Source organism: Streptomyces kryoterrae (assembly GCF_054072135.1).
Window position 1 is genome coordinate 148,293 of record NZ_CM133358.1, and the last position, 25,725, is coordinate 174,017.

Here is a 25,725-nt window from a genome sequence, read left to right on the forward strand (position 1 = left end):
GCAGCGCGAAAGAGATCTCACGTACACACGGTGCCGAGCGGGGTCGTGATGGCCAGCAGTAATGTCCACGCCCTCGGGGGCAGCGGCCGGGGCGTATCGTCTGCGAGCGGAGGCAGACCTCGCTCCCCTGGCGATGCGCAGCCACTCGGGTGGTGGACATGGTGGGTGGAAGGGATGGGTGGTGACATGGGCGCCGCCGGAGCCGATGTTGACCACCCCCGTTTCCCTGCCCGATCTGCGGCCCGGCTGTGCTGCGGAGCCGAAGTGGGACGGTTCTCCAGACACTCAGGTGTGTACCGCCTACTGGTGCCGTCGTGTCAGGAGCCTGTGCGCGAGGGTGGCCACGGGGGTTTGGGCGCGTCCTTCGTCGTAAGAATGCCGATGTGCGATCCGTTCCAGATGAAGGCGACCGGTACGTTCCGCGAGGGTCCGTCCTTGGCGACGTAGGCCGGGCGGGTCACGTCAAGGGCCGGCAGCTTCTGGCTGGTCGGGCGGTTTCCGAACCTCGATGATCCCGTTCGGCCGCATGGTTCGGTTCCTCCTTCTCAGCGCAGTTGCTCGGCCAGTCCGACGATGATTCCCTCCGGGCCGCGGACGTAGCAGAGCAGATAGCTGTCCTCGAACCGGGCCATCTCGCCGACGAGTTCGGCGCCGTGCGGGCGCAGGCGGGCAACGGTGTCCTCGATGTCGTCGACGGTGAACATGACGCGGTGCGTGCCCAGAATGTTGTGCGGCCGGTTGCGCGGCCCGGCGCTGATCACCGCGGGGCTGCGGTACTTCGCCAGCTCGAGCCGACTGTGACCGTCCGGGGTCCGGACCATCGCGATGTCACAGCGGACGCCGTCGAGCCCGGTGCACTGGTCGGCGAAGAGGCCCTCGACCTCAGCCGTGCCCTCCAGCTCCATACCGAGTTCCACGAAGAACGCGACGGCGGCGTCCAGGTCCTCGACGACGATGCCGACATTGTCCATCCGCTGAATCGCCATGCTGGTCTCTCCCTCTTCCTCGCGCGACCGGTGGTGACCGCCGACGTCCCTGGGACGGAGCCGGTGGCACGTTCTCGACATCCTCAGACCACCGAACCCGAAAAAACTGGATCGCGCCTCATCCCGGCTGCAGCAGACCCGCGAGCCGGGCGCCACCACCGAGGGTGAGTGCGGCGCAGGTGGCCGCTCCCATGAAGACGATCAGCCGCAGCATGCCATCCCCACTTTCCATGCTTCCTCGACGATTCGCAGCGTGCGCGCCTGAGCGTTGCGCCTCCCCCCCATCAGTTCACGGGTGCCGGGTCACCTTGGCGGGTGGAGTTCTGCGTGCCGCTCGCCCTCGCCGCACCCGCCCGGGCCCCGCCGGCGCGAGCTGGGGGCCGCGGCGACTCGCGGCGGGCCCGATTATCCGTGGACGGGAATGCAGATCAGCGCTGGACTGGGCTCCGGGCAGGATCCGATACGTCACCGTCCAGCCGAACCTCGTCGGCGAGGTACCCGCTGACACAGCGGTAGACCGCGGCCGGCACCAGCACCCAGCGCGCTACCTGCGTATTCGGGATGACCCTCACCCCTGGCGAATCGCGGCGCCGGGGTGACCAACGCGTCGGCGCCTGATGTCTCAGCGGACGCAGCGACGGCACCGGGCAGCGCGCCGTCGGCCTGGTCATCAGTGCGGGAAACGGCGGGGTGGGCGAGTGACTATGGATTCGCGGAACTCCGCAATCCGCGCATGGACCTGGCGCATCAGGTGGGTGTCCTCGATCCGGTCCAGGTAGAGGCAGCGGGCCAGTTCCTGTTCTGCTGTGCCACCTGCCCCGGGAGGCTGCTGGGCCCGGCACCCGGTCGCCAGTACGTGCCCGCGGCACAGCACTTCCTTCCCTCTCGTAACGCACACATCGGTGTTCGATCCGCCGCCCGGCGGCCGGATCGTCGGGCGAGACCGCACCGCCCGCCGCACGAGCACTCTCGACAGGTACACCTCGTCCGGGTCGAGTTCACCCGGCTCCACCAGATGCTCGACCTCGGCGACGGTGACGCGACCGGCCATCGCTGCCACCGGGTTGAACTGCGGGCCGAGGAGCGGAACACCATTAGTCGATGGTGAGGCCCTCCTCCAGTAGGTACTCACAGCTCCAATCGATCGGCCCCAGGCCACCGGAGTGCCCGACACACCACCGACGCGTTCGGCAGCGGCCGAAATGCGACTCATCAATTCGACCAGCATCGAAAACATGGCGTCGAACATGCCTTCGTACGAAGCATGTCGTGGACAGCGGGTCGACCAACCGCTGTGACCCTTGATGGAGGTATTGGCGTGATGGCCATGCAGAACGGGGCAGGACGCGGTGTGATCACGGCCGTTGCGGTGGGACTCTGCACGCTCGCGCTCACGACGGGGGCAGCCAGCGCCGCGAGCGGCCCCACCCGGACCGGGTTCGGCGCACAGGCGAAGGAACTGGGACTGACCAGCGCACAGGCGCATGGCCTTCAGAAGCGCGTGAACTCCTACCTGTCCGCCACAGGCGGCACGCAGGTGTCCGTGAACAGGATCCTCCTCGGCGACCGCGGTGAGATCCTGCTGACTCTGCCGGGAGAGAAGACGGCTCGGGCGGTGAACGCACCCAGGAAACCCGCATCCGAACTCTGCCCCGGCAACACGATGTGCGCATGGAAGGGCACCTGGTACTCGGGCGACAGGATCAACATGTGGGCCTGTTTCAACTATCGAATTCCATGGCTGGAAAACGGATCCTGGATCAACAACCAGTCCACCGGCACGGTCGCGAACTTCCTCGATGACTACGGCGTCTCGAAATGGCACGACAAAGGCGCTTTCTCGCAGGACCCGGACGCTCCCTGGTACTGGGTGCACTGGGTCAAGAACTGCTGACAGAACCCGACCGAGATACCCGATCCCCTCAGGAAGGGAAACAACCGACATGAAGACCCGAGCTCGTCTCGTGGCGACCCTGTGCGCCGCCGCCTCCGCGGTCACCATCGGTCTGGCGACTCCGGTCGCGGCCCAGTCGAACCAGGCCAGCGCCATATGCAGCACCTACAGGAGTTCGGACGGCAAGTACGTCGGGGTCAGTTGCAATACCGGCCGCTACTACGTCGTCGGCACAGCGTGCAGCGCGGGCGGCTGCACCACGATCGGCGGAAACATCGTCAGCGCCCCCAACACTTCATGGGCCTGGGCCGGCAGCGGATACTTCAGCGGCGATATCAGCGCCGTGTTCGTGTGAGATCGCGGCCCCACCGAAAAGCGAACACAGCACCTTCCTCGAGAAACCAGCTGAAGCACCGGATGCCCGAATCCCTTTACCGGGCGGTTTTCAGCTCGTTCTCTCCTCCGGCCTGAATCGGCCGAACACATGCGTGCATCCGGAGCACGAATCAGGTAAAAACCGTCAACCCAGGAGGAACCATCGTGACCCACGCACCTGCCCACGACACTCAGGTTCGCCCCGAGAGCCGGTCTTCCGCCGAGGAGGACCTCGACCTCTTCATCGGTGAACTGGAGCAGCAGATCCCGGACCGCACCGGCGCCGCGGCCGGCACGTGTATCGGCTGGTACTGCGTCTGATCCTGGCCCACTGCCAGGAAACCCCACTGGAGAGCACGCGGTGCCGCTCAGCGACATGCGGGGCGGCACCGCGCACGGGAGGCACAACACCATGATCGAGGTGCTGTGGGACACGACACCGCCGGCCGGTTCGGAGCACACACGTCCGCACGACTCGGCCGCCACCGGAAAAGTGCTGGAGGCCGTACGGGCGGGCACCACCGGTCGGCTGTTCCCCGCGGTGATGCGACCCACCGACGACGGCCTACTCGTACACGAGCGCTTCTTGGCGGGAGACAGCGATGCGGCCGTCCTGGCGGCGGCCTTCGCCACACCCGGATTCGCCCCGCTCACCGGGCTGTTCGACGCGCTTGACACGTGGTGTCACCGGGCCACGACGCGGTACGGCGAGCTCCTCGCTCCCGGTCTGCTCGACGTGACCGACGGCGACCTCTTCGGCCCCCTCGTGGCCGAGGTCTTCATCGCCTGCGCCGCGGGCGTCCCCTATGCGGCCGACGAGCAGCACGTCCGCTGGACGGATTTCCTGGACCAGTTCCTGCAACGTCTGGCCCGGGACGTCAGCGGCCCCTGGTTCGACCAGCCCTCGCTGCGAACGCCCGTGACGGGTATCGAGGCCCAGAGCGGGGAGACACACAACGGGCGCCGCAGGATCCTGCGCGTGAGCATGAGCGGCGGCGGCTCGGTCGCCTACAAACCCCGCCCACCAGGCGGCGAACTGCTCTTCCTCGCCTCCGACAACTCGGTGTTCGCCTTCCTCAATTCCCTGCCGCCCGTGACGGGACCGGTCGTCCTTCCCGTCCTGCGCTGCACGGCGGGCACCGGCCCCGACCGGCTGGAGTACACCTGGCAGGAATGGATCGAGCCGCCTTCGCAGTGGGGGGTGATCCGTTCGGCACCTGGAAGGCGGCTCGCCGGGACCAGGCTCGGCCGCCGACAGGCGGAACGCTTTTGGCATCGAGCGGGGTCTCTCACCGCTGCGGCCTTCCGGTTCGGCATCGTGGACCTGGGTGAAGGCAATGTCCTGTCCGGGACTCGGCCCGGACAGCAGGAACCCCTCCACTACCCCGTCGACCTGGAGATCTTCCTCGCGCCGTTGCAACGCCTCTACGACACCGGACTGATCGCCGATGCCGAAGCCGGGGACCATCACCACCCGGGACTCGAGGACCAGGCCCGCTGGTGCACGGTGGACGGTCCCGTCGCTCACTTCACCGACACCACCGGTGGCGGCCTGCGGCTGGTAAGACGAAACCGGCCATGCGCGCGCCCCCGGACCCGCACGGTGGTCGCCGACACTCAGGGCCGCACCGGATACGGGCCTTACCTCTCCGTCTTCCTCCGCGGCATGTTCGACGCCTGGACCCTGATGTGCCGCCACCATGACGCGATCCGTGGCTTTCTGACACGCGCCGGACAGGACAGCTGCGTCCGCGTCCTGCTCCAACCGACAGCGGCGTACACCGAATTGCTCGCCGACCGGCTCACCGGGACAGGACCGGGCATCGCCGCGGCACCCGATGCCGTACAGGACGCAACGCCGAACACCGGCGACACGACCCGAACCCGACCCGCTGCCGCGGTGCCCTCCTTTCCTGCCGCTCGAACCGGAGCCACCCGAGCCAAGGCCACCCCCGACGCCGTCTTCGGCCCGGACGAGGCCGCTCAGCTGGACGCTCTGGACGTCCCCTACTTCTTCCGCCCCGTCCGCGGCGGCCCACTGATGCGCATCGGCTCGCCGCACACTCCCGTGGCGGTGAGGTCATCCCCGCAGTGGCCACCGTCAACCGCCGTACGTGACGGCCGGGGCCGCGATCTGGCCGGGCTCGGCGTGGCACTGCGTGACGCGGTGGACTACGTGTACGACCGTGTGGAACCGTGCGCCCACCACGCAGACGGGGTACGTGTCCGACTCACCGACCGGCACACCGGCGAGGCCGCGTTCGACTGGCCGGAGGCCCGGCGCCGGGTCGTCTACACCTGGGACCGGGACACTGTCAGGATCCGCACCGAGCCCCTCGGCCGCCCAGCCCCCGCGCTCGACGTGCGGCGCCGCCTCCTGACGATCGACCGGGTGGACGCGACACTGCGCACCCGCTGGACCGCGTCCGGCTTCGGTGACAAGGAGACCGAGGACAGGCTCCGAACCCTCACAGGTATGGCCGTCCGCTGGCTGGAAGACGTCGTGGAACGGCACGGCTGGCCCGGGCGCGCGCTCGTCGGCCCGACCGCGGCGGCCGCGGCCTGCCGGCTCGTCCAGCACGCCGAGGGACCGCTGGACTTCCAGCACGAGTGCCTCCGGCTCATCGAACAGGCCGCCCGCAACGGCGATCTGCCCTGGCGGCAGGTGGCCTACGTGACCGACGCGCTGCGCATCCGGGAAGGACGGCCGCAGCTGTACGGGACCAAGTTCCGCTTGCAGGAAGGAAAACTGGAGCCGTGCCCCATCGAGCAACCCGACCGGGTGGACGAACTCCGGCGCAGTCTGAGGATGGAACCACTCGCCCGATACGCCACCCGCTTGCGCGGCCGGTACCAGCCGCAGACCGGCTGAGCGAGTCCCGGTGGGCTCACTTCACCACCCGCCACTGGGAGCGGAGACCCGGGGTCGTACCCGCGCCGGGCGGCCAGGGCGTCGTCGACGCCCACCGCGCCTACACGACGATGGTCGAGGCCGCACGGCCGTTCCGCGTGGGGACCCGGTTCCAGGCCCTGCCGGACGTCCGCTTCCTTATCGACGGCGGGCGGATCCGGGCGCCGGGAGACTTGCTGCCCGGCCCGCACGACACCTCCGCCCAGCGGTACGGCGAGCGGCTCGACCAGCGGATGGAGGGACGAGGCCGGCTCCTCGTGGTGGAGCAACCACTCGTGCTCGACCACGCCCTGTGGGCTCAAGTACGCTCTCTGGTCGCGCCCTTGTGGGAGCGGGCAGGCTACCCCGTCCTGCCGGCCATCACGGAACTCGCTCTCGGGGAGCGGATCACGGAGGGCGAAGGCCCTGCGCAGGGACCGCTGCACTCCACGCTGATCTGGGTACTGCACGGCACCGTGACCGCCACCCCGCGCGACGCACAGGGCGGGCCCACCCTCACCGCCGGGGCCGGCGACCTGCTGCACTGGCCGGCAGGCCAACCACACCGCGTGCACTTCGAGTCACGGACCTTGGCGATGCGCCTCCTGGTTCCCCGCGACCCCCGGTTGCTGAACGCGGGCGTCAAGGACGTCGTGGCCGCGATGGTTCACGAGCGGCGCGGCCAGAGCCGCGTCCCGTACCTGCCATTCCCTCCGGGCCAAGTCCCGACGCCACCCGATATGCCGGAACTGGCGGAGACAGCAGAGCTGTTGCGGGAGACGACCGCGACGCCACAGCTCAACCAGGCCCTCAGTGCCGTATGGGCACGAAGGGTCAGCGCGGGCGCGCTGGAGCCGGTCCCGGGCCCGCGGCCCCCCGTCCGTCTCTCGCCGGACGACCGCTTGCGGCCGGCCTCCACCGTCGTCCGCATGCCACTCGATGACGGTCGGACGTGGCTCTGGGCGGTCGATGGTCATGCCTTCCACCTTCGCGGCAGCCTGGGCGAGCGCGTCCTGAACCGCCTGCACCAGGGCGACACCCCCACCGTCCGGCAACTGTGCGCCGTAGCCGGACCGGACCGTGACGCACTGGTCTTGGCCCTGCTGAAGAAGCTGTACACGCTGCGTGGCGTGGACGTGGACGTGGACGTGGACGGACAGGAGGACACGGCGTGAGCGGGTCTGTGGCGGTGGAGACGGAGTTCTCCTGGAGCATCTTCGTGGAACGGTACTGGGACCGGTCTCCTGTGCTGTTCCGTTCTCTGCCCCGCTCCCCCGCCCCGTTCGCGGCAGGGGAGGTGTTCCGTGCTGCCGTGCACGGCAGCCGGTCCGCACGCGTGGACGGGCGTATGCCGTCCCATGTGCAGTTCACGGTCGAGCGCGTCCAGCGGGACATCTCGGACGATCTGCTGCCCGCCACCGAGGACGGCTCCTTCGACGCGTACGACACTCGCCTCGCCGCTCGCCTCGACGGCCGTCGGCACGCTCTCGTGGTCAACAGCTTTCACACTTTCGATGCCGCTGTATGGACGCGCGAGCGGGCCTTCTTCGCCGGACTGTGGGACGTCGTCGGCTTGCCCCTGACGGGCGCCATCACCACTTTGTTCCACGGCACCTACGAGCACAGTCCTGTCGGTGTGCACAAGGACCGTTTCGCCACGTTCATGTTCGGGCTCCGTGGCCGCAAGCGCATGCGGTTCTGGCCGCGCAGGCCGTGGGACGAGCCCGTCTCCACCAAGGTCGACTACGCCGCCCACAACAGGGAGTCGTTCACCGCCGATGTCGGCCCCGGCGACCTGCTGTACTGGCCGGCCGACTACTACCATGTCGGCGAGAGCGCCACGGCGGCTCCCGCGACGAGTGTCAACGTCGGCGTGCCCCGGGACGAGCACCATGTCGGCTACGAGCTGGAGGCTCTGCTCGCCGACCTCGACCCGAACCGGCTCACCGGTCGCAGCAGCTTGGACAACCTGCTCCCCCTCCACGACGTTCCCGTCACCGCACCGGGTCCCGGCGTCGACGGCCTCCTCTCACCCACGCTTCCCGAAGGACTCACCGCCCCGGTGGAGTCTCTGTATGCCTTCGCCCAACCGGACCGGATAGCCCGCCGCGTGACCACGGTCTCCCTGCGCCGCTGGACAGCCGGCGGGTTCGAACCCGTGCCGACAGCCGCCCCACCGCGTCCCCTCGCCGACACCGACCGCCTTCGCGCCGACCACCACGCACACATCTTCTGGGCCCCGGACAGCGATGGCGGCACTCTCTGCGCGACGAACGGTCACCACACCCGCACCCCGCTCGAGCACCGCGACATGAACCGGTTGGCCCAGGCACTGACCGCGACGGGCCCGGTGCGGGTGTCTGTTCTCGTGGGAGCCGTCTCACCAGGCGCACAACGCGACGCGGCCCGTGCCCTGTTGCAACAGCTGGAGAGCTTCGGAGCACTCCACCGCGAGCCTTGGACTCCCTGCGCACCGATCGAACGCTGAAGGACCAAGCGCCAGACGCCATCGACGAGCCGCTCACGCGTTCCTGAGACATGCGGTATTCCACCGTAGCGATATCGCCTTCGACAGGCGTTCCGCTTGGGGCGGGTGCGACGGTGGATCCGGCACCCGGCTCGTCGACGACGACGCGCGGCTGCCTCGCGGCTGCCGTCCTGCCCTCCGCTGGATGCGAGGAGCAGCAGATCGCCTCAAGTACGGCACCGTCGCTGAAGTGGACTCGCGCCGAGCTGCCGGCGAGAGCACGGTCAGTGATGCCCCACGCAGGTGTCGTCGGCGGACGGCCCCCGAGGTTTCGAGGAACGCCGGTGACATTGCGCCCGGCGGGGTACGTCGTTGGCTCTTGCCCAGACCGCTCGCCAGGCGAAGGGAACTATTGCTCCAGCAGGGCGAGGCCCAGTCTCGTGATGGTGTGCATGACCCATTTGCCCTCGCGTCGGGTGGTGATCAGGTGCGCGTTGCGCAACACGGTGGTGTGGTGGCTCGCGGTCGCCGGCGCGATGTTCAGGCAGCGGGCCAACTGCGTCGTACTGCACCCGTCAGCGGTCGCCCTCAGCACCGCGGCCCTGGTACGCCCCAGCAGGTCGTCGAGTGGATGGAGCGCGGGTTCGCCGGCGTCCCCCCACAGTGCTGTGTCGAGCAGGGCGCCATTGACGGTGGGGACGGCGAGAACGGGTGCCCGGGCCGGATCCAGAGGCGCCTGCAGCACTTCGACCTGCTGGGTGGAGAACATCGTCGGCGCGATGACGAGACCTCGTCCGTTCAGATGGATGTCCACGTCGCTTGCGTGGACCACTTCGAGCACCGGAGGCCGCCAGCGGATCATTGGGCTGCACAGTGTGGTGAGGAGTTTCTCGACTCCGCCCTCGGCCATCGTGGCCATGTACGCTGCCCGGACCTCGCTCAGATGGGAGCGCACCCTGTTCCAGTAGGGGGCGACGGTCGCGTTGTGGCAAGCTCGCAGAGCCGCTGCGACCTGCAGCCTGACTTCCCGGTCGCCGTCGACCAGGTTGCGGGCCCAGGAGCGATGCGCGGGATGAAAGTCGATGTTCTCCAGTTCGATGCGTATCAGGGAACGTGAGGCTCCCAAGAAATTGTCCACGGCTTCGTCGATGGAGGCCGTGTGGCCCGTCAGGCTCGCCACGTCGACCAGCGGTCCGCGTGCGGGGATCAACGCGGTGAGTGGGCCGGCCTGTTCGCCCAGTCGTCCACGTACCGACACTTGCCAGCGGCGGAAGGCGAGACCGGGGTCGCGGTCCTTCAAGAGCTTCACACTGTCGAAGGTCTCCGCCGCAACGCCGATCGTTGTGGCCACCCGGATCCGCGCCAGGTCCTCCGCCGTGAAGTGAATGCGTTTCACCGCTCGCCCCGTTCTTCGCGTCACTACTGTTACAGCAGTCTCGGATCTGGACGGAAGCCCGACAACGATCAATCCGGCCACGGTCCCCCCGCCAGGTCAGGCCTCCCGATCACGGCGCTCCGTGGCCGGCCCGGCGGGGTGACATGTGGACACGGGGCGCAAGTCGGCGCGCTGTTCGTTCCAGCGGATGTCGTCGGCGCGGGCCGAACGGATCATCGTTCTCAGCAGCCGTCGGCTCGGTCAGGGGGCGGTACGACGGCCATGGTTGCGACCGTACGGCGTGGCTCCGACACTGCCGTCTTGGTGGCCGTCTCCACGCCGCCCAGCCCGTCGTAGGTGTACGTCGTCGCACCAGGCGGTGCCAGCCGTGTCCAGTTCACGATCGGTGACGACGCGCTTGAGGTCGAGCCGATGCGCGAGTCCGGCGGCCAGGAGCGGGGCAACGAACTGTTCACGGTCAAGGTCTCGCTGTTCCGCCTGGCCGAAGACATCGGAGTGCCAGCGCCGCCAAGGAGCTGACCCGCGACGAACACGTTGCCGCGAGGTGACCACGGGTCTGCTGCTGCGCCCGGACGTCGCCTTCCGGGCGATGTCCGACGATTACCCGGAGTACGGCCCCAGCGGGTCGAGGGCGGGGTGGTCACCAGGATGGCGGTTCGTAGTACCAACTCGCTGGGCTGGGCTGTGTGAGCTGCGTCCTGCAGTTCTCGGTCAGTGGGTGGTTTGGCCCAAGGAATCGGTCGCAGTCGGTGAGCAGGGTTCCGAACCGCTCGACTGCTTCGCCGGTTTGACCGGATCGAGCGGTCCAGAGGGCTTGCTGATGTCGTCCTGCGAGCGTAAGCACGTGGTCGTGCCCCAGCGCCCGAGCACTGTCTGCGGTTGCGGCGGTTGAGAGTGTCAGTGCCTCGAGAGGGAAGCATCGAACCGCTCCTCCAACGGCACCTCGACGACGCCCGCCAGTTCGTAATCGTCCTGCAGCTCTGCGTCGAGAAGGACGTCGACCTCCTCTTCGGCTGACGTCGGTCGGCGCCACCGGCTCACTGTTGACCAGCAGTTACGGGACAACTCTTAGGCCGCTCGTGACTTGCCCGCGGTCGACTCCCCGACGACCAGCACGAAACGGTGCCTACGGAGCGCCGCCTCAACCTCATGGCTGTGGTCTCGGCGTACGAACGGAGTGGCTTTGGCGACGTTCGTGTGGGAATCACCAGCGGGTGCCACGGGGTGAACACCGATCGCAATGAGATCATCAACATCACGGACCCTCGGCACCCGGCCCCGCCGATCGCGCAACAGTTTCTCTTTCGTTTCCCATACATGCTGCGCGCTGTCGTCAATGAGCTGCTCACCCCGTCGCGACAACACCGCACCGACTGTCGCGGCCGACGCAATCAGCGCCCCGCCAACCATGCCTGGAAGCAGGCGGGCCACCCAGGACGCTGCTGATCCGCCGATGGCGACAATGACAAACAGCAACCAGCCGCCGCGGCTCGCCCCCCATCTACGCATAGGACCAATGAGAGCATTTACCCAAGGCGTGATTCCATACGTCGGCCGTTTTCCGAACTAGATCGGAAAACGTCACGCCTCGATTTTTCATAATGCTCAGTCAGCCGCGACCGGGCATCTCGGCAATCTGCCCAGTTCGGGACGGCTGGGCGAACTCGGGCTGAGGCCGAAGCCGGCCAAAAGGAGGCGGATGGGTCGTCACTGCGGAGTTCCTCGGTGTGGTCGAGGGACATCGGCTCGGAGGTGGCGGGGCTGAAGTCCGGTGACCTGGTGGTCGCACCCTTCGTCTGGGCGGACAACACCTGCGACTTCTGTACCGAAGGGCTGCACACCTCCTGCCGTCACGGCAGCGAGTGGGGCCCCAACGGTGTGGACGGCGGTCAGGGCGAGGCCGTCCGCGTCCCGGAGGCGCAGGGCACTCTGGTGAAGCTGCCGGTCTCCGAGGACTCGGCGCTGCTGCCGTCCCTGCTGACCCTGTCCGACGTGTACTGCACCCACCACCACGGCGTCGTGACGTCCCGGGTAGCGCCCGGCAAGTCGGTGATCGGTGACGGCGCGGTCGGACTGTGCGCGGTACTGGCCGCCAAACGGATACCTGGCCGTCCGCCGCCGATCTCCGTCTTGCCGCCTCCCCTGTTCTGGGTCGGTACGGCGACGTCGACGACGCGGGCGCTCCACTGCGCACTGCGACCGTCCCAGGTCCTGTGTGCGTGGATCTGCCCCTGGAGGCATGACGCCTCACCCGCAGTACGGCGCCGAGTTGGGCTGCTTCCGGCGCGCCCGTGTGTCCCCCGGGCAGGCCGGGCTGCTGACCGCGCCGGTCCACGCCGCATCCCGGCCTGCGCCGAGAGGAACTGGCCACGCTCTCCGGCATCAGCATCGACTGCTACGTCCGCCCGGAGCGCGGCAAGGGGACCCGGCCCAGCATCAGCGTCGTCAGCTCCCCCCCTGCCCTCCAGCTGGAACCGGACGAGGCCGAGCACCTGCGTACCCTGGCCACCATCGCCGCCCGGAGGACACCGGAGCCTCCGGCCGGACCGTACGGCCCGGTGTCGGGCTCCGGCTGGAGAACCTGCGCCCGGCCCCCGCGTACGTGGTCAACAGTACGAACAGGGGTGCGCTTGTGTCGTACGCGTCCTCCGCGTGCGTACGGTCGTGCCCAGCTCGTCGTCCAGGTAGTCAGTGGTCCTCGACGCGAACTTGGTGTGGCGGGCTGTGAGCGCCGCCACAGAGACGAGGAGTGCCGAGCGGACAGGGGTGGTTGTGGAACTTTCCCTACGTGATCAGATACGGGCCGGCGACCCGGAGGCCTTTGCCGAGTTGTTCGGTGCGCATGCTCGGGCCGTATACAGCCATGCCGCACGGCTGACAGGAGACCTGGGCGTCGCGGAGGACGTGGTGTCCTTGACCTTCCTGGAGGCGTGGCGGCTGCGGGAGAAGCTGAGACCCGATGCCGTGGCCGTCGAAGGTGACGCCGGGTTCCCCGAGGGCGACGGTCTGCGGCCCTGGCTCTACGGCATCGCCACCAATGTCATGCGCAACACCCGCCGAGCCGCCCGCCGGCACAGCGCCGCGCTCGCCCGGCTCCCGGACCGCCCGGCGGACCACGACACCGTGCTCGACTTCGCGGACGAACTCGTCGGCCGTATGGAGGACGCCGAACGACTCGCCGCCGCGCGCACCGCGCTCGGCCGGCTGCGCAGATCCGAGCGAGAGGTGTTCGCCCTGTGCGTCTGGTCGGGCCTGAGTTACGCGGCCGCGGGTGAGGCCCTCGGCGTGCCCGCCAGCACCGTGCGGTCGCGGCTTTCCCGGACCAGGCAACGCCTGCGGCACTTGTCGGAGGCGGAGTTGGCTCGGCGTACGTCCGGCCGGCGTCCACCGGTGAGCCCGCAAGCGCCAAGTGCCCCCACATCAGCGGTGGTCCCGCTCGGGCCAGAGAAGCCGAGACTCTTCCCTCGCACCGGACAGGTACCGAATGGCCGCTCCGAAGCGGCCCGGTCGACACAGGAGAAGCACCGATGAACCCCGAAGAGCGCGAAGAACTGGCCAGGCTGCTGCCGACCCCGGGTGAACCGGTCCTGACGATCGACCGCCATAACCTGCTGAAGGACCATCTGATGCGAGAGCTCACCAAGGAAGTCCAGGACACCCAGGAGACCGCGACGCCCGCGTCGCCCAGGTCGCGCGAGTCTGCTCCCCGCCGCCGGTTCGCCATGATCGGCGTGCCCCTTGCCACCGCCGCCGCGGTCGCCACGGCAGTCGTCGTCGGCAGCGTCGGATCGGGAACTCCTACGACCGACCAGGAAGCGGTCGACCTCCTGAACCGCATCGCCACGGTTGCCGCCGCGAAGAAGTCCGTGACCGTCCGTGACGATCAGTACATCTACGTCAACATACAGGGCTCCCTGGAGATCACGGATGTAGAGGACAGCGGCACCCAGATCTACCGCCGCTCGAACTGGACCGCCGTCAACGGCAAGCGCTCCGGACTGGCCCGGATCACGGTGTTGTCGGGCCCGAACCTCCCGGGGAGTCGGACGCCCAAGGGCGTCGCGGAGGACATGAGGCTGTCCGCCGACCCGAACGTCACCACGTACCGCGAGCTGGAGGCACTGCCCACTGACCCCGACGCGCTGCTCAAGAAGATCTACGACGACACGAAGGACAAGGATTCGATCAACCGCGGTGCGGCGCTGGAGATGATTGGTGACATGCTCGCCGACGCGACACTCCTTCCCGAGGTGGACGCCGCGCTCTACCGCGCTGCGGCGAGGATCCCGGGCGTCTCGGTGGTCGAGAAGGCCAAGGACATCGCCGGCCGCCCGGGCATCGGCCTGAGCTTCAAGGACGGCGACAGGCATGACACCTGGGTCTTCGACGAGCAGTCCCTCAACTACCTGGGCTCGGACGAGGTGGCGCTGCTAGGCGCCGGAGTCGTGGACAGGATCGGTGAGACACCGGGCAACTGAAACGCGGGTCAAGCGGTAGGAAGGCGGCCCGGCGGTGCGGGTGAGATCCACAGCAGCCGGCTGTCCGGATCGGTCACCAACTGCACGTTCACCGTGGCGGTGGTGCTTGTGGCAACGCCGGTAAGTTACGGGCCCGTCAGAGTCCTTGACGTGGCAACAGGGCCCCTGTGTCGACTGGTTTCGACCAAGAAATCCGCCGACCACGGAGGCCCTGTTGCCCACCCATGCTCCTGCCGCAGAATCCGTTTCCGCAAGCCAACCCCACGCTTCCCGGTACGCACCAGTCGCCGGGCAACTGACGCTGGGAGCCGTCACCGAGATCGTCCCACCGGCCCTGATCGACGAGGTGATCACCCGGTGCGGCCGCCGGGAGCGTCGCGTCCGTAAGCTGCCGGCCCGGGTGACGCTGTATCTGGTGCTCGCATTGTGGCTGTATCCGAGCGTCGGCTACCGGGAAGTACTGCGCATGCTCTTCGAGCAGTTGCACCACCGTGCGGGCGCCCGCCACCTGCGGGTGCCCAGTGCGCCGGCGGCGGTGCAGGCGCGTCGCCGCCTTGGCCGTGAGCCCTTGAAGTCCCTGTTCCTGTTGTTACGGGGTGCTCACTGCGGACCGGAAGATCCCGGCGCGACCGCGTTCGGGCACGATCTGGCTCTGCTGACGACCGCCGTGGACGGCACGACCCTCGATGTCCCGGACACCGTGCCCAACCGCGCCGCGTTCGGCCCGGCTCCCGGCCGCAGCAACAAGGATCCGGGCCGCTGCCCGCAGATCCGCGTGCTGACTCTGATCGCGTGCGGCACCCGGGCCATCCTCGACGCGGCATGGGGCGGCCGCTCGACCAGCGAGGGAGCGCTGCTGCGCAAGCTGGTGCACGGCGGGTGTCTGCGCGCGGGCATGCTGGTCCTGGCGGACCGGTACTTCTCGGGGTCCGCGCACGTCGCGACCGTCCGGGCCACCGGCGCCGATCTAATCATTCGGGCCATCGCCAACCGTCGGCTGCCGGTCCTGCGCCGCCTGCCCGACGGCTCGTACCTCTCTCATCTGCCGGCCGCCAACCAGATCACTCCCGACCTGATCGCCAGGGCCCGGGCCAAAGGCGTGCGCCCCCAGCGACGCGGAGTGCGTGCCCGGCAAGACGCGGGCATGCCCATCCGCGTCATCCAGGCCGATATCACCGTCGTCCCCGAGCACGGCGAGTCCCGCAGCGAGTCCTACCTGCTGATCACCACTCTCTTCGACCACGTCACAGCCCCGGCGCTACAGATCGTGAAGCTGTACGCGGAGCGCTGGGAAGCCGAGACCGGCTATGCCGACCTGAAGATCCACCTGAGCGGGATGCGGAATGTGCTGCGCTCAGGTGAACCCAACGGCGTCGCCCAGGAGTTGTACGCGCTGCTCATCGTCTACCAGATCGTGCAGATCATCCGGGCCCGCGCAGCACGCGAGAACCCCGAGGACGTCCCTGCGGACCCGGACCGCATCTCCTTCACCGTCACGCTCCGCGCGCTCGTGCGCAGCGTTGGCCGCGGCACCCCGCCAGCACTCCTCGACGTCTTCCACGAGATCTGGTCCAGCCCCCGCCTTGAGCGCCGGCGACGCACCAAGACCCGCGAACGCAAAGGCACTCTCGCCTACGCCCGGGCAGTAAGCAGAACGCCGTTGAGCAGGGCGGAGTACAAGATCACCATTCAGGCGCCGCAGCCGACGGGCCCGTAACTTACCGGCGTTGGTGCTTGTGGGAGTAGTCGGCCCGGCCGTTCCCGACCCGGTCGCGCAGGTACACCAGGCCGACCAACGCACGCTGGTGCGGTGGGAGTTCGCGTCGTCGGTCACCCTCGCGCGCGACGATGAGCGTCCTGCCGCACTCGACCGAGGCATGCGGTAGATCAAGTGCGGCAGAATATGGAACCAACTAGGCAGTGATGATGGCGTCGTGGTCCTCCGACCGGGTCTGATCCCCAACTCGACGGACACCCAACCGGGTTGTCGTTCAGGAGATCTGCCGGTTCGGCGCGGAGGACCACCACGCACACGGCCGGAGATCATCCACATGTCCCCGAGGAGCATGCTCCTCGACGAGACGCTGCACCGCCTCAACGCCGCGAAGAACGTCCTCGCGCCGCCGTGGTCAACGCCGTCGCCGCGTCCTTACTCCTCTTCCTTCTCTTCCTTCGCGGCGGACTTCGGCTGGACTGCCGTTTCGCTGATCGCGGCGGGTTCCGCGATCAGCGACCGGATCGGAACCAGAGTGGGCCGCCGCTTCGTTCCCGCGGTGCTGCGGACCCTCATCGTGACGATCGGTACCGTGGCCATCGTTCAGTCACCGCTGAAATGAGCCGTTGGACCAGGCGGCGGGTCACGTGGTGAAGCGGTGGCTGCCGGACCCGACCCGGTACACCACGCAGCCGTCCTCCTGCCGCAGCAACGTCGCCCGGGTGTGGGTGACCTTCCCCGGAGCAGCCGCCGGGATCCATACCTCGGCTGTCGTGTTGGGCGGCACGGCGCACGTCAGGGCGAAGCCGCCGGCCCGCTGTTGCCACCGGGTGGAGACCGGGCCGTAGACCGAGGCGAACGCGGCACGGGCGGTGGTGACTCCGCCGCCCGGGCGCGGACGGACGACGATCTCGCGGTAGCCGGGTCGGCCCGCCGAGATACCGGCGATGTTCGTGTACATCCACTCCCCCACCGAGCCGTAGGCGTAGTGGTTGAACGAGTTCATGCCCGCGTCCTGGAAGCTGCCGTCGGGCCGGATGGAGTCCCAGCGTTCCCACATGGTGGTGGCGCCCCTGTCGATCTGGTAGCCCCAACTCGGGAAGGAGCGTTGCTGGAGCAGCCGATACGCGACATCGGTGTGGCCGGTGTCGGTGAGGACGGGCAGCAGCCGGGGCGTACCGAGGAATCCCGTCGACAGGTGCCAGTCCTTGGCCTCGATGAGCGCGACGAGACGGTCGGCTGCCGCACCCCGCAGCGCGTCCGGCAGCAGGTTCATCGACAGGGCGAGGACATAGGCCGTCTGTGTGTCGCCCCTCACCCTGCCGTCGGCGGTGACGTAGGCGTTCTGGAACGCCGTCCGGATGCGCGCGAAGAGGCCGAGGTAGGGGGTGGGGTCCTTGCCCAACTCGTGGGCCATCCGGGCCGCGAGGTCGGCGCTGTGGGCGAAGTAGGCGGTGGCGATGACGTCCTTGGGTGTCTCGTCGGAGACGTTCAGCCAGTCGCCGTAACCCGCGTCCGGCCGCAGCAGGCCGGTGCTGTTCCGCTCCAGGTACGTCAACCATGCCTGGATGGACGGCCAGGCATCCTCCAGGACCTGCCGGTCCCCGTACGCCTGGTACAGCGACCAGGGAACCGTGACGCCCGCGTCACCCCATCCGGCGACGCCGTTGCCGACCGTGCCGACCATCGGCGCCACGTCGGTGAAGGCGCCCTGGGCGTTCTGGGCGTCGCGCAGGTCCACGAGCCACTTGGTGAGGAAGCGGGCCGATTCCATGGTGTACGCGGCCGTGGGTGCGAAGACGTTGATGTCACCCGTCCACCCGAGGCGCTCGTCGCGCGCGGGGGTGTCCGTCGGCACGGAGAGGAAGTTGCCACGCTGCCCCCAAGTGATGTTGCTGTGCAGCTTGTTGAGCATCGGGACGTCGGTCTCAAACTCGAAGGTGAAGGGCGCGGAGGTGTGCATGACGCGACCGGTCACGGCTTTCGCCGAGGGGGTGCCGGGGAACCCGGTCACCTCGACATAGCGGAAGCCGTGGAAGGTGAAGCGCGGCTCGTACGTCTCCTCGCCACCGCCCCTGAGGGTGTACGTGTCGGTGGCCGTGGCGGTGCGCAGGTTCGCGGTGTACAGGGTGCCGTCCGGGTTGAGGACCTCGGCGTGCCTCAGCCGTACGGTCGTTCCCGCGTCGCCCGAGACACGCAGCCGTACCGACCCGACCATGTTCTGGCCGAGATCGAAGACGAAGACGCCAGGCCTGGGTTCGGTCACCGCCTTGGCCGGGAGTTCCCTGGCCACCCGGACGGGCCCGTCCACCTGCGCGACGATCAGGTCGGGGGCCGCGTCGCCGGCCGTACGGACGTCGAGCCAGGTCCGGTCGTCGAAGCCGGGTGAGGTCCAGCCGGGGGTTTCCTTGCGTGCGTCGTAGGTCTCGCCGCTCAGCAGGTCGGCGGAGACGATCGGCCCGGAGGTTGCCCGCCAATCCGTGTCCGAGGTGATGCGCTCGCTCGTTCCGTCGGCGTACTCGACCTCCAACTGTGCGAGCAGCGCCGGGCGTTCGCCGTACTGGTGAGGTCCGAACATGCCGACGTTGCCCGCGTACCAGCCCGGCGCCACCCATGCGCCGATGGCGTTGGCGCCGGGCCGCAGGAGCTTGGTGACGTCGTACGTCTGGTACTGGACGCGTTCGCGGTAGTCGGTCCAGCCGGGAGCGAGCTGGTCACGGCCCACGCGGCGGCCGTTGAGCTGTGCCTCGTACAGGCCGAGAGCCGTGGCGTACAGGCGGGCGCGCGCCACCTTCTTGCGAGGGAGCCTGAACTCGTGCCGCAACTGGTTGGCGGCGAACGACGCCGGGACGACCCTCCCCCAAGGCCCCGCTCCCCAGGCGGCCGCCTCCTTCGCCGCGGGCCAGCCGCTGTCGTCGAAGTCCGCCGCACGCCAGTCGGCGGCGGGTTCCTGGTTCGTCGATTTCCAGGAGGCGTCGGTGACGATCCGCTGCTCGCCGGAGGTCGTGTGGACCGTGAGGACGGCGACCAGCCCGGCGGGTCCCACGCTCGCGTTGGCCGCCGAGACCGCGAGGACGTTCTTCCCGGAACGCAGTTGGGCAAGGACGTCGAGGACAGCCGGCCGGCGCCAGTTCTCGAACTCCGTCGCCAGGTCGGTGCGGGCCACCTCGGCACCGTTCACGGAGGCGGCGAAAACGTTGTCAGCGCTGATGGCGAGTGTCGCGGCCGTGATCCCGTCCGGGAGATCGACGGTACGACGGAACCAACGGGTGCCCGCGGGCGCGCTGTTGGCCGGCTCACCCTCGGGGAACCAGATCCACGCGGAGCCCGCCAGCGAGGGCGCGTCGGTGAGGGCCGGAGGAGCGGAGACCCATCGGGCGGACCACTGCGCGGCGTCCATGAGGCCGGTCTCCCACCACGCCGGCGCGCTCCAGCCGGAGGCGCCTCCGGCGGCGTCCCATACCCGCACCGACCAGAAGTAGCGGGTGCGCGGCTCGAGTTGGGGACCCGCGTACGGGACGAGGACGGACTCACCGGAGGTGATCTTTCCGCTGTCCCAGACATCCGGGTGGGACAGCCGCGACGCGCTGGTGGCGACGCGGATCCGGTAGGCACTCTGGCTCACGCCCGGCTTGTCCGAGGCCAACGGCCAGCTCAGTCGCGGGCGTTGGGCGTCGAGGCCCAGGGGGTGCTGGACGTACGCGACGGTCGGCGTGGTGATGCGCAGGGTGCCACGGCGCGTACCCCCCTGGACCGGCGTGGACGCGTGTGCGGCCCCCGCTGATCCGGCGCCGGTGGCCGCGGCGGCGGCCACTGTGGCGGTCGCGGCCGCCAGGATGTTCCTCCTGCTGATCATTACGGCCCCTCACATAGAAACGATGAATCGATTCACGGCGGTGAACGTAGGGGCGTATGAGACAGGGGTCAATGGAACGCACAGGAATTTCCTGACAAGCCGTCGGGCGAACACAATTGACCAGCGGCGCCCCACGCGTCCCCGACATCGGCGATTGAACGGTTTCAATCACAGCAGCGCGAAGCCGGCGCACCCGAGGGTCGGAGCCTTGGCGATGACGGGGCGGGTGGCGAAGAACCTGCCGGCGAAGCACCATATGGCCAGCAGGGCGAGGAAGACTCTGGCGTAGTCCATCCGCCGCCCGCACCGACAGTGGCGAGGACCGGGAACGTGCACGCCAGTGCACGCCGAAGGTGCCACCGCCGTTGGCGAACATGACGGCGGCAACGTCCCCAGGCCGGGGCCGCCTCGGCAGGTATCAACATCGTGGTCCTCGTCGCCGTTGCCGTGGGTGCGCCAGGCCCACCAGGCGGCCTTGAGCACAGGGCCGCGCCAGCAGGCCGAGGCAGGGGGTGGCGCACTCCGGAAGGAACGTCGCCGCCGAACGCCCCGCAGTGGCAGGCCAGACGCCGGACGCAGACATCGCCCCGCCCTTGCCTGGACGCGACAGCCGCTCCCTGCTACTGCCGATCGGGTGACACTCGGGCTACGTATTGGTATGGACCTGCCCATGGTCAGACGCTACGCTCTGCCGAGCCACACGTGTGAGAGCGCTCTCATTGCACCTCCGTTCCACCCCCACCTTGCTGGAACAACGAAGGGCAACTCCCTTGAGACGCACGACGATCACGCGCGCCTGTCTGGCCGCGCTGCTCATGTTCGGCACGTTCGCGACGGCAGGCTCGCTGCCCGCCTCCGCCAGCGACTCCCCTTCCACCACCAAAGCACCCGCCTCCGCGGGGCTTCTCTCCGCCATGCAGCGCGACCTGGGCCTGTCAAAAGCCCAGGCCGTGGCGCGCATCGCCGCGGAGAGGACGGCGACGGCCACCGAACCGAAGGCCCGCCGGGCCGCGGGAGCCTCCTACGGCGGCTCCTGGTTCGACGCCCCGAGCGGAAAACTGACCGTCGGCGTCACCGGTGACGCGTCCCCCGCCACCCTCCGCGCCGTACGGGCCACCGGCGCGACCGTCCGTACTGTCACGCACAGCTCGCGACAACTCGCCGCGACCCAGACGCGCTTGGAGAAGCTCTCCGCTCCCGCGGGGATCAGCAGTTGGCACGCCGATCCGAAGGCCGGCTCGGTCGTCGTGAGTGTGGTCACCGGCCAGCTTGACGACAACGATGTCGAGCGGTTCCTCGCCCGTGCCCACGAAGCCGGGCCCGTCACCGTGGAGGAGACTGCGGGCGCACCCACGACCTTCGCCGCCGGAACCGTCGGCGGCGACCCGTACTACACGGGCAACGTCCGCTGCTCCATAGGGTTTTCGGTGTACGGCGGATTCGTGACCGCCGGACACTGCGGACAGGCGGGCGCCGGAGTCAGCGGCTGGGACGGCTCCTACATCGGCAACTTCCAGGGCTCCTCGTTCCCCGGCAACGACTACGCCTGGGTCAACGTGGGCAGCGGCTGGTGGACCGTACCGGTCGTGCTCGGCTGGGGCACCGTCTCCGACCAGCTGGTGCGCGGCTCGGCCGTAGCGCCCGTGGGTGCGTCCATCTGCCGTTCGGGGTCGACTTCACACTGGCACTGCGGGACGGTCCAGGCCCACAACGAGACCGTCAACTACAGCCAGGGCGCGGTGTATCAGATGACCAAGACCAGCGTCTGCGCCGAACCCGGCGACTCCGGTGGCTCGTTCATCAGCGGTGACCAGGCACAGGGCGTGACCTCCGGCGGTTGGGGCAACTGCGGCACCGGCGGCCAGACCTGGTTCCAGCCCATCAACGAGATCCTCAGCCGGTACGGACTGACGCTGCACACGGCCTGACGGATCATCAACACAAGGGCGGGCTGCATTGGTTGGACGATGGAGCCCGCCTGACGTTTCGCCAGACCCACTGGACCCCCCACATGGTTCCGGCGGTGGGACGCGGGCATGCGGAGGAAGCCGGGGGGCACCTCCGGGGCGGAGGCGGTTCGCACAGATGGGCGCTGTGCTCGCCAACAAGGCTCTTCACGGCCTCGGCGAGGTTGTGGGCCAGAGGTGCCACAAGGCGGCGACCTGGACTGCGTCGGGAGCCGGCACCGGCGCCGTCCGCGAAGGCACCGCTACAGTCGCGGCAGCTGATCTCCACTCCGGGGTACTCAGGCTGGTCGTGGGCAGCAGTCTGCGGGGTAGATCATCCGTCAGCGGTCGGCTCAAGCTTCATCAGACCTAGCAGAGCGCGCAGGATGTGGATAACACGGGCGGGATCTGCGGGGAACGCGCTGGTGGTGGCCGATCACCCGCCCGCCCGTACGGACGAGTCGCTCGACGCGGCGGCCCCGGATGCGTTCACAGGCGTCATGCACGTGGCCGAGATCGGCACGGTGGTGTCGGTCGGGGCCGCGGCGGTCCTGGCACCACCCCTGCTTTGGGGCATCCGCCCGGCGCGGCCAGCAGCGGAGGAGCCGCAGGAAACATCCGCGCCATGAGAGGGCCCGTGGCCGCCTGCCGCAGACCGAAGGCTGCGGCAGGCGGACCGGCGGACCTCAGCAGGAGGGGTGTTACTCGCCCACGACGCCCGAGGAGGCGATGACGATCTTCGCGCGGGTGGTACCGGATTGGGAGCCCAGGGACTCGATCCGCGTGACCAGGTCCTGGCCCTCGACGACCTCGCCGAAGACGACGTGCTTGTTGTCGAGCCACGGGGTGAGAACGGTGGTGATGAAGAACTGCGAGCCGTTGGTGTTTCTGCCGGCGTTCGCCATGGACAGCAGGAACGGCTTGTCGTGCTTGAGCTTGAAGTTCTCGTCGGCGAACTTCTCGCCGTAGATGCTCTTGCCGCCCGTGCCGTCGCCACGGGTGAAGTCGCCACCCTGGAGCATGAAGCTTGGGATGACCCGGTGGAAGCCGGAGCCCTCGTACCCGAAGCCGTGCTGCCCGGTGGCGAGCTCACGGAAGTTCTGCGTCGTTTTGGGAACGACCTCGTCGTACAGCTTGAAGACGATGCGACCCGCGGAGTCGCCGTCGATGGTGATGTCGAAGAATACGTTGGTAGACACAGGGACATCCTGCCACGCCGCGGGCGCACCGCCGGGGGAGGTGTGCGGCGGAGGGCGGAAGTCCAGGCGGCGCGAGCGGCGCAGGGCGTGGCCCCGGGCGGTCAGGGCGTCGGCGGCGAGGCGGGCTCGTACGTACGAGCGAGGAGGTCGTACGGTTTCGGGTCAGCGGGCGCACCACGGCCTGGTCGTCGATCTCGCGTGGGTGCAGCGCACGCAGGTCGGCGGTCATCGTCCGGCCGCGGCCGACCGGCGGGCGTAGCCGTCGATGGCCGTCTGCACGATCTGTTCGTCCAGGCCGGGTTGGTGGGCCGGTCGCACAGGACGTGGGCGACGTGGCGGCGGGCTGCCACGAGCAGGTGATGGCGAGTGAACGCGCCGCGCGATCACTCGCATGGAGTCGGTTGTGCGGGTACCGGTATGCGAACGGAGCGGGCCCGCGCCGCGTTCCAGGAACATTCGGGCCAGATCTACCGATTTATGCCGCCTCAGGCCGCAGCCCTGGGGGTCACCGCTGCGGCAGCACGATATTCGGTGTTGATGCGCTGGGCTTCTTCGAGCTGGTCTTCGAGGATGACGATGCGGCAGGCGGCCTCGATGGGGGTCCCGTGGTCGACGAGTTCGCGGGCGCGGGCGGCGATGCGCAGCTGGTAGCGGGAGTAGCGGCGGTGTCCGCCGGCGGAGCGCAGCGGGGTGATGAGGCGGGCTTCGCCGATGGCGCGCAGGAAGCTTTGGGTGGTGCCGAGCAGTTCGGCGGCCCGGCCCATGGTGTAGGCGGGGTAGTCGTCGTCGTCGAGTCGGCCGTAGGAGTCGTCTGCGGTCATCTCACCTCTCTGTGGAACGCGTGGAGGGGCCCTGGTGCCATTGGCACCAGGGCCCCGAAGGAACTGCTACACCATCTGCCGGCCCTGGTACTGCGCCGGCCTTTTGTTTCCGCCGACCCGACCTGGATGCTGTCGGGGCTGCCGGGATCGCGGTTGCTCGACCGGAGACCACCTCACTATCGATGTCCTGCGGTACCCGGGCTCAGGACTTCCGCCCGGGCGATCCTGATGGCGCTCGGCTCCTCCGTTTCCCCTCTGGGATCAGTCACTTGCCTACTGAGCGGGTACTGCGTACTGCTGGTACTGCGTACTGCTTTCGGCAGCCAGCCCCGTCGCCCGTCCTGCGTCTGCTCTGGCTTGGAACCCCACTGCCGAACCTCCCGGTGCGCGCGCCCGCAGCCGACGCCTTCACCGAGGCACCACTCACCGACTTCACTGCTGAGTACCGCGAACCGCACTTACGTGTACTGCTCACGGCGGCCCCTGATCACTGCGGGCCACCCGGTCCGGTCGTCAGCCCCGTCGCCGTCCCGCAACAACCCTGGCTTCGAAACTCCACCACCGCACCGTCCAGCGAACTACAACCGCATGAACTGCGTGTACTGCAACTGCATGTACTGCTGCCCGGCAGTTCGTGTCTGTCGGGCCCTGCTGTCTCTCTGGGCTACGAGAGAAACCATAACCAGACCCACCACCGAATGTCTACTCCAGCCAGAACAGATTTCTGCGCGCTCCACTGTGAGATAAGCGGCGGGGGCAGAAGCAAGGCGACACCACGGACCCGCCCAGAGCCTCCCCCACCTCCCCCGTGGACCCGGACTGCCTTGGTGCCGCCCAGTCGCACCACATCGGACGCCGAGACGGGCCCTCGCCGCCGTGTTCGAGGGACATGGCGAGACCTTGGAAACCGCACACCGGCTCTTCGACGGCAGTTCCACGATGCGTGGGGAGTCCTTTCAGCGATGCTGGACGGCTGACCTATGATCGCCGCGGCCTGTCCCCCGAAGCTGTTCAAGGCTGGGGCCCGAAACCGGTTCCTGCCGGAAGCGCCGGGGTCCCCTTGCCGGCACAGGTACTGCCCCCGGACCCGACCGCACGCGTACCCGGGCACAGACCGGCGAGACGAACCACAGTGCGTACGGGACATGAGAGATACCCGGACATGCGGGTGGGGGTGCACTGGCGATCAGTGCACCCCCACCCGCGTGTGGCGTCCTGTCAACGCTGCTTACCAGCGATACCAGCGGCCACGCTTCCCGCCTGCTCCGGTGGAGCGGGCGAGGAATCCGGCGAGCCAGATCACCAGGACGATCACGGCGATCCACCACAGGGCCTTCAGGGCGAACCCGGCACCGAAGAGGATCAGGGCGAGCAGCAGAACCAGTATCAGGGGAACCATAGTTATCAACCTCCGTCCCGCCGTCTGCCCGGACATGATCTCCGTACACGCCCCAGATTTATCTGTTTCTTATCCGCCGCTCGGGGCACCCGACGGGCTGCCCGCGAATCCAGGGATGCGCACCTCGTGTGGCTGATCCGAATCCCGCTCTGCTACCACCCGGCGGCTGCGCTACGTCCGGCGTACTGCACGGGCACCTCCGCAGGCCCGTCCCGCTCGTCGCCAGACGGGCTTCCGCCGTATGAGCGACCGCGCACACGCTGACCACTCCCCCACGCAGGGTCGGGATGGCCGAGCACGCGGC

The 25,725-nt window shown here is 68.7% G+C and carries 20 protein-coding genes and 3 pseudogenes; 14 read left to right on the forward strand and 9 right to left on the reverse strand.

Going from position 1 to position 25,725, the window contains the following annotated elements; all coding sequences use genetic code 11:
• Positions 1–545: 545 nt before the first annotated feature.
• Both ACW4TU_RS00470 and ACW4TU_RS00475 read right to left on the reverse strand, forming a co-directional pair.
• Positions 546–986 (reverse strand): VOC family protein, encoded by a 441-nt coding sequence (locus ACW4TU_RS00470; RefSeq protein ID WP_457423426.1) that lies wholly within the window; start codon positions 984–986, stop codon positions 546–548.
• A gap of 890 nt (positions 987–1,876) precedes the next feature.
• Positions 1,877–2,099, reverse strand: a pseudogene (locus tag ACW4TU_RS00475) (CoA-transferase); the annotation flags it as partial.
• A gap of 205 nt (positions 2,100–2,304) precedes the next feature.
• Here ACW4TU_RS00475 and ACW4TU_RS00480 point away from each other — a divergent pair.
• The 6 genes from ACW4TU_RS00480 to ACW4TU_RS00505 all read left to right on the forward strand — a co-directional run bounded on the left by ACW4TU_RS00480 (position 2,305) and on the right by ACW4TU_RS00505 (position 8,633).
• Positions 2,305–2,880: a peptidase inhibitor family I36 protein gene (locus tag ACW4TU_RS00480; protein ID WP_457423428.1), complete on the forward strand. Its 576-nt coding sequence runs from the start codon at positions 2,305–2,307 to the stop codon at positions 2,878–2,880.
• Positions 2,881–2,929: 49 nt separating this feature from the next.
• Positions 2,930–3,235: a hypothetical protein gene (locus tag ACW4TU_RS00485; protein ID WP_457423430.1), complete on the forward strand. Its 306-nt coding sequence runs from the start codon at positions 2,930–2,932 to the stop codon at positions 3,233–3,235.
• A gap of 185 nt (positions 3,236–3,420) precedes the next feature.
• Positions 3,421–3,576: a hypothetical protein gene (locus tag ACW4TU_RS00490; protein ID WP_457423432.1), complete on the forward strand. Its 156-nt coding sequence runs from the start codon at positions 3,421–3,423 to the stop codon at positions 3,574–3,576.
• A gap of 40 nt (positions 3,577–3,616) precedes the next feature.
• Positions 3,617–6,127 (forward strand): DUF4135 domain-containing protein, encoded by a 2,511-nt coding sequence (locus tag ACW4TU_RS00495; RefSeq protein ID WP_457423434.1) that lies wholly within the window; start codon positions 3,617–3,619, stop codon positions 6,125–6,127.
• A 110-nt stretch (positions 6,128–6,237) separates the two neighbouring features.
• Positions 6,238–7,320, forward strand: a complete 1,083-nt coding sequence (locus tag ACW4TU_RS00500) for a cupin domain-containing protein (protein WP_457423436.1) — start codon at positions 6,238–6,240, stop codon at positions 7,318–7,320.
• Positions 7,317–8,633 (forward strand): JmjC domain-containing protein, encoded by a 1,317-nt coding sequence (locus ACW4TU_RS00505; protein ID WP_457423438.1) that lies wholly within the window; start codon positions 7,317–7,319, stop codon positions 8,631–8,633. The genes ACW4TU_RS00500 and ACW4TU_RS00505 overlap by 4 nt, the downstream gene beginning before the upstream one ends.
• 388 nt (positions 8,634–9,021) lie before the next feature.
• Here the strand turns inward: ACW4TU_RS00505 and ACW4TU_RS00510 are convergent, their stop codons facing one another.
• Positions 9,022–10,008: an ArsR/SmtB family transcription factor gene (locus ACW4TU_RS00510; RefSeq protein WP_457423440.1), complete on the reverse strand. Its 987-nt coding sequence runs from the start codon at positions 10,006–10,008 to the stop codon at positions 9,022–9,024.
• 336 nt (positions 10,009–10,344) lie between these two features.
• Between ACW4TU_RS00510 and ACW4TU_RS00515 the strand changes: the two genes are divergently transcribed.
• From ACW4TU_RS00515 to ACW4TU_RS00535, 5 genes and pseudogenes are all read left to right on the forward strand, one after another.
• Positions 10,345–10,527: a hypothetical protein gene (locus ACW4TU_RS00515; RefSeq protein WP_457423442.1), complete on the forward strand. Its 183-nt coding sequence runs from the start codon at positions 10,345–10,347 to the stop codon at positions 10,525–10,527.
• Positions 10,528–11,723: 1,196 nt separating this feature from the next.
• Positions 11,724–12,111 (forward strand): annotated as a pseudogene (locus ACW4TU_RS00520) (alcohol dehydrogenase catalytic domain-containing protein); the annotation flags it as partial.
• A 669-nt stretch (positions 12,112–12,780) separates the two neighbouring features.
• Complete coding sequence (locus ACW4TU_RS00525) at positions 12,781–13,539, forward strand: RNA polymerase sigma factor (protein ID WP_457423444.1); 759 nt, start codon at positions 12,781–12,783, stop codon at positions 13,537–13,539.
• On the forward strand, positions 13,536–14,486 hold the full coding sequence (locus tag ACW4TU_RS00530; protein WP_457423446.1) for a CU044_5270 family protein: 951 nt from the start codon (positions 13,536–13,538) through the stop codon (positions 14,484–14,486). Before ACW4TU_RS00525 ends, ACW4TU_RS00530 begins: the two co-directional genes overlap by 4 nt.
• Positions 14,487–14,832: 346 nt before the next feature.
• A complete protein-coding gene (locus tag ACW4TU_RS00535; RefSeq protein WP_457430628.1) occupies positions 14,833–16,203 on the forward strand; it encodes an IS4 family transposase in 1,371 nt (456 codons plus the stop codon).
• 55 nt (positions 16,204–16,258) lie between these two features.
• Here the strand turns inward: ACW4TU_RS00535 and ACW4TU_RS00540 are convergent.
• Positions 16,259–16,399: pseudogene (locus ACW4TU_RS00540) on the reverse strand (IS5/IS1182 family transposase); the annotation flags it as partial.
• Positions 16,400–16,552: 153 nt separating this feature from the next.
• On the opposite strand from ACW4TU_RS00540, the gene ACW4TU_RS00545 reads away from it, so the two are divergent.
• Positions 16,553–16,822 (forward strand): hypothetical protein, encoded by a 270-nt coding sequence (locus tag ACW4TU_RS00545; RefSeq protein ID WP_457423448.1) that lies wholly within the window; start codon positions 16,553–16,555, stop codon positions 16,820–16,822.
• A gap of 21 nt (positions 16,823–16,843) precedes the next feature.
• Here ACW4TU_RS00545 and ACW4TU_RS00550 read toward each other — a convergent pair whose 3' ends face one another.
• The gene (locus ACW4TU_RS00550) at positions 16,844–20,056 is read right to left on the reverse strand and encodes an alpha-L-rhamnosidase (RefSeq protein ID WP_457423450.1); all 3,213 of its coding nucleotides are present in this window, start codon (positions 20,054–20,056) and stop codon (positions 16,844–16,846) included.
• Between the two features lie 168 nt (positions 20,057–20,224).
• A complete protein-coding gene (locus ACW4TU_RS00555; RefSeq protein WP_457423452.1) occupies positions 20,225–20,350 on the reverse strand; it encodes a hypothetical protein in 126 nt (41 codons plus the stop codon).
• A gap of 521 nt (positions 20,351–20,871) precedes the next feature.
• Here ACW4TU_RS00555 and ACW4TU_RS00560 point away from each other — a divergent pair.
• Positions 20,872–21,984 carry a S1 family peptidase gene (locus ACW4TU_RS00560; protein WP_457430630.1) on the forward strand — a complete coding sequence of 371 codons (1,113 nt, stop codon included), beginning with the start codon at positions 20,872–20,874 and terminating at the stop codon, positions 21,982–21,984.
• Between the two features lie 443 nt (positions 21,985–22,427).
• Positions 22,428–22,631 (forward strand): hypothetical protein, encoded by a 204-nt coding sequence (locus ACW4TU_RS00565; RefSeq protein ID WP_457423454.1) that lies wholly within the window; start codon positions 22,428–22,430, stop codon positions 22,629–22,631.
• A gap of 72 nt (positions 22,632–22,703) precedes the next feature.
• Here the strand turns inward: ACW4TU_RS00565 and ACW4TU_RS00570 are convergent, their stop codons facing one another.
• From ACW4TU_RS00570 to ACW4TU_RS00580, 3 genes are all read right to left on the reverse strand, one after another.
• Positions 22,704–23,201, reverse strand: coding sequence for a peptidylprolyl isomerase (locus tag ACW4TU_RS00570; RefSeq protein WP_457423456.1), 498 nt, complete (start codon positions 23,199–23,201; stop codon positions 22,704–22,706).
• A 485-nt stretch (positions 23,202–23,686) separates the two neighbouring features.
• Positions 23,687–24,022, reverse strand: coding sequence for a MerR family transcriptional regulator (locus ACW4TU_RS00575; protein ID WP_457423458.1), 336 nt, complete (start codon positions 24,020–24,022; stop codon positions 23,687–23,689).
• A gap of 1,228 nt (positions 24,023–25,250) precedes the next feature.
• Positions 25,251–25,421 carry a hydrophobic protein gene (locus ACW4TU_RS00580; RefSeq protein ID WP_457423130.1) on the reverse strand — a complete coding sequence of 57 codons (171 nt, stop codon included), beginning with the start codon at positions 25,419–25,421 and terminating at the stop codon, positions 25,251–25,253.
• Between the last annotated feature and the right edge of the window lie 304 nt (positions 25,422–25,725).

Excerpts from the sequence above, each read along its gene's own strand:
- ACW4TU_RS00575 (WP_457423458.1), bottom strand. The coding sequence starts at position 24,022 with ATGACCGCAGACGACTCCTACGGCCGACTCGACGACGACGACTACCCC.
- ACW4TU_RS00560 (WP_457430630.1), top strand. The coding sequence starts at position 20,872 with ATGTTCGGCACGTTCGCGACGGCAGGCTCGCTGCCCGCCTCCGCCAGC.
- ACW4TU_RS00500 (WP_457423436.1), top strand. The coding sequence starts at position 6,238 with ATGGTCGAGGCCGCACGGCCGTTCCGCGTGGGGACCCGGTTCCAGGCC.
- ACW4TU_RS00470 (WP_457423426.1), bottom strand. The coding sequence starts at position 986 with ATGGCGATTCAGCGGATGGACAATGTCGGCATCGTCGTCGAGGACCTG.
- ACW4TU_RS00580 (WP_457423130.1), bottom strand. The coding sequence starts at position 25,421 with ATGGTTCCCCTGATACTGGTTCTGCTGCTCGCCCTGATCCTCTTCGGT.
- ACW4TU_RS00555 (WP_457423452.1), bottom strand. The coding sequence starts at position 20,350 with ATGGACTACGCCAGAGTCTTCCTCGCCCTGCTGGCCATATGGTGCTTC.
- ACW4TU_RS00545 (WP_457423448.1), top strand. The coding sequence starts at position 16,553 with ATGCTCCTCGACGAGACGCTGCACCGCCTCAACGCCGCGAAGAACGTC.
- ACW4TU_RS00485 (WP_457423430.1), top strand. The coding sequence starts at position 2,930 with ATGAAGACCCGAGCTCGTCTCGTGGCGACCCTGTGCGCCGCCGCCTCC.
- ACW4TU_RS00530 (WP_457423446.1), top strand. The coding sequence starts at position 13,536 with ATGAACCCCGAAGAGCGCGAAGAACTGGCCAGGCTGCTGCCGACCCCG.
- ACW4TU_RS00550 (WP_457423450.1), bottom strand. The coding sequence starts at position 20,056 with ATGATCAGCAGGAGGAACATCCTGGCGGCCGCGACCGCCACAGTGGCC.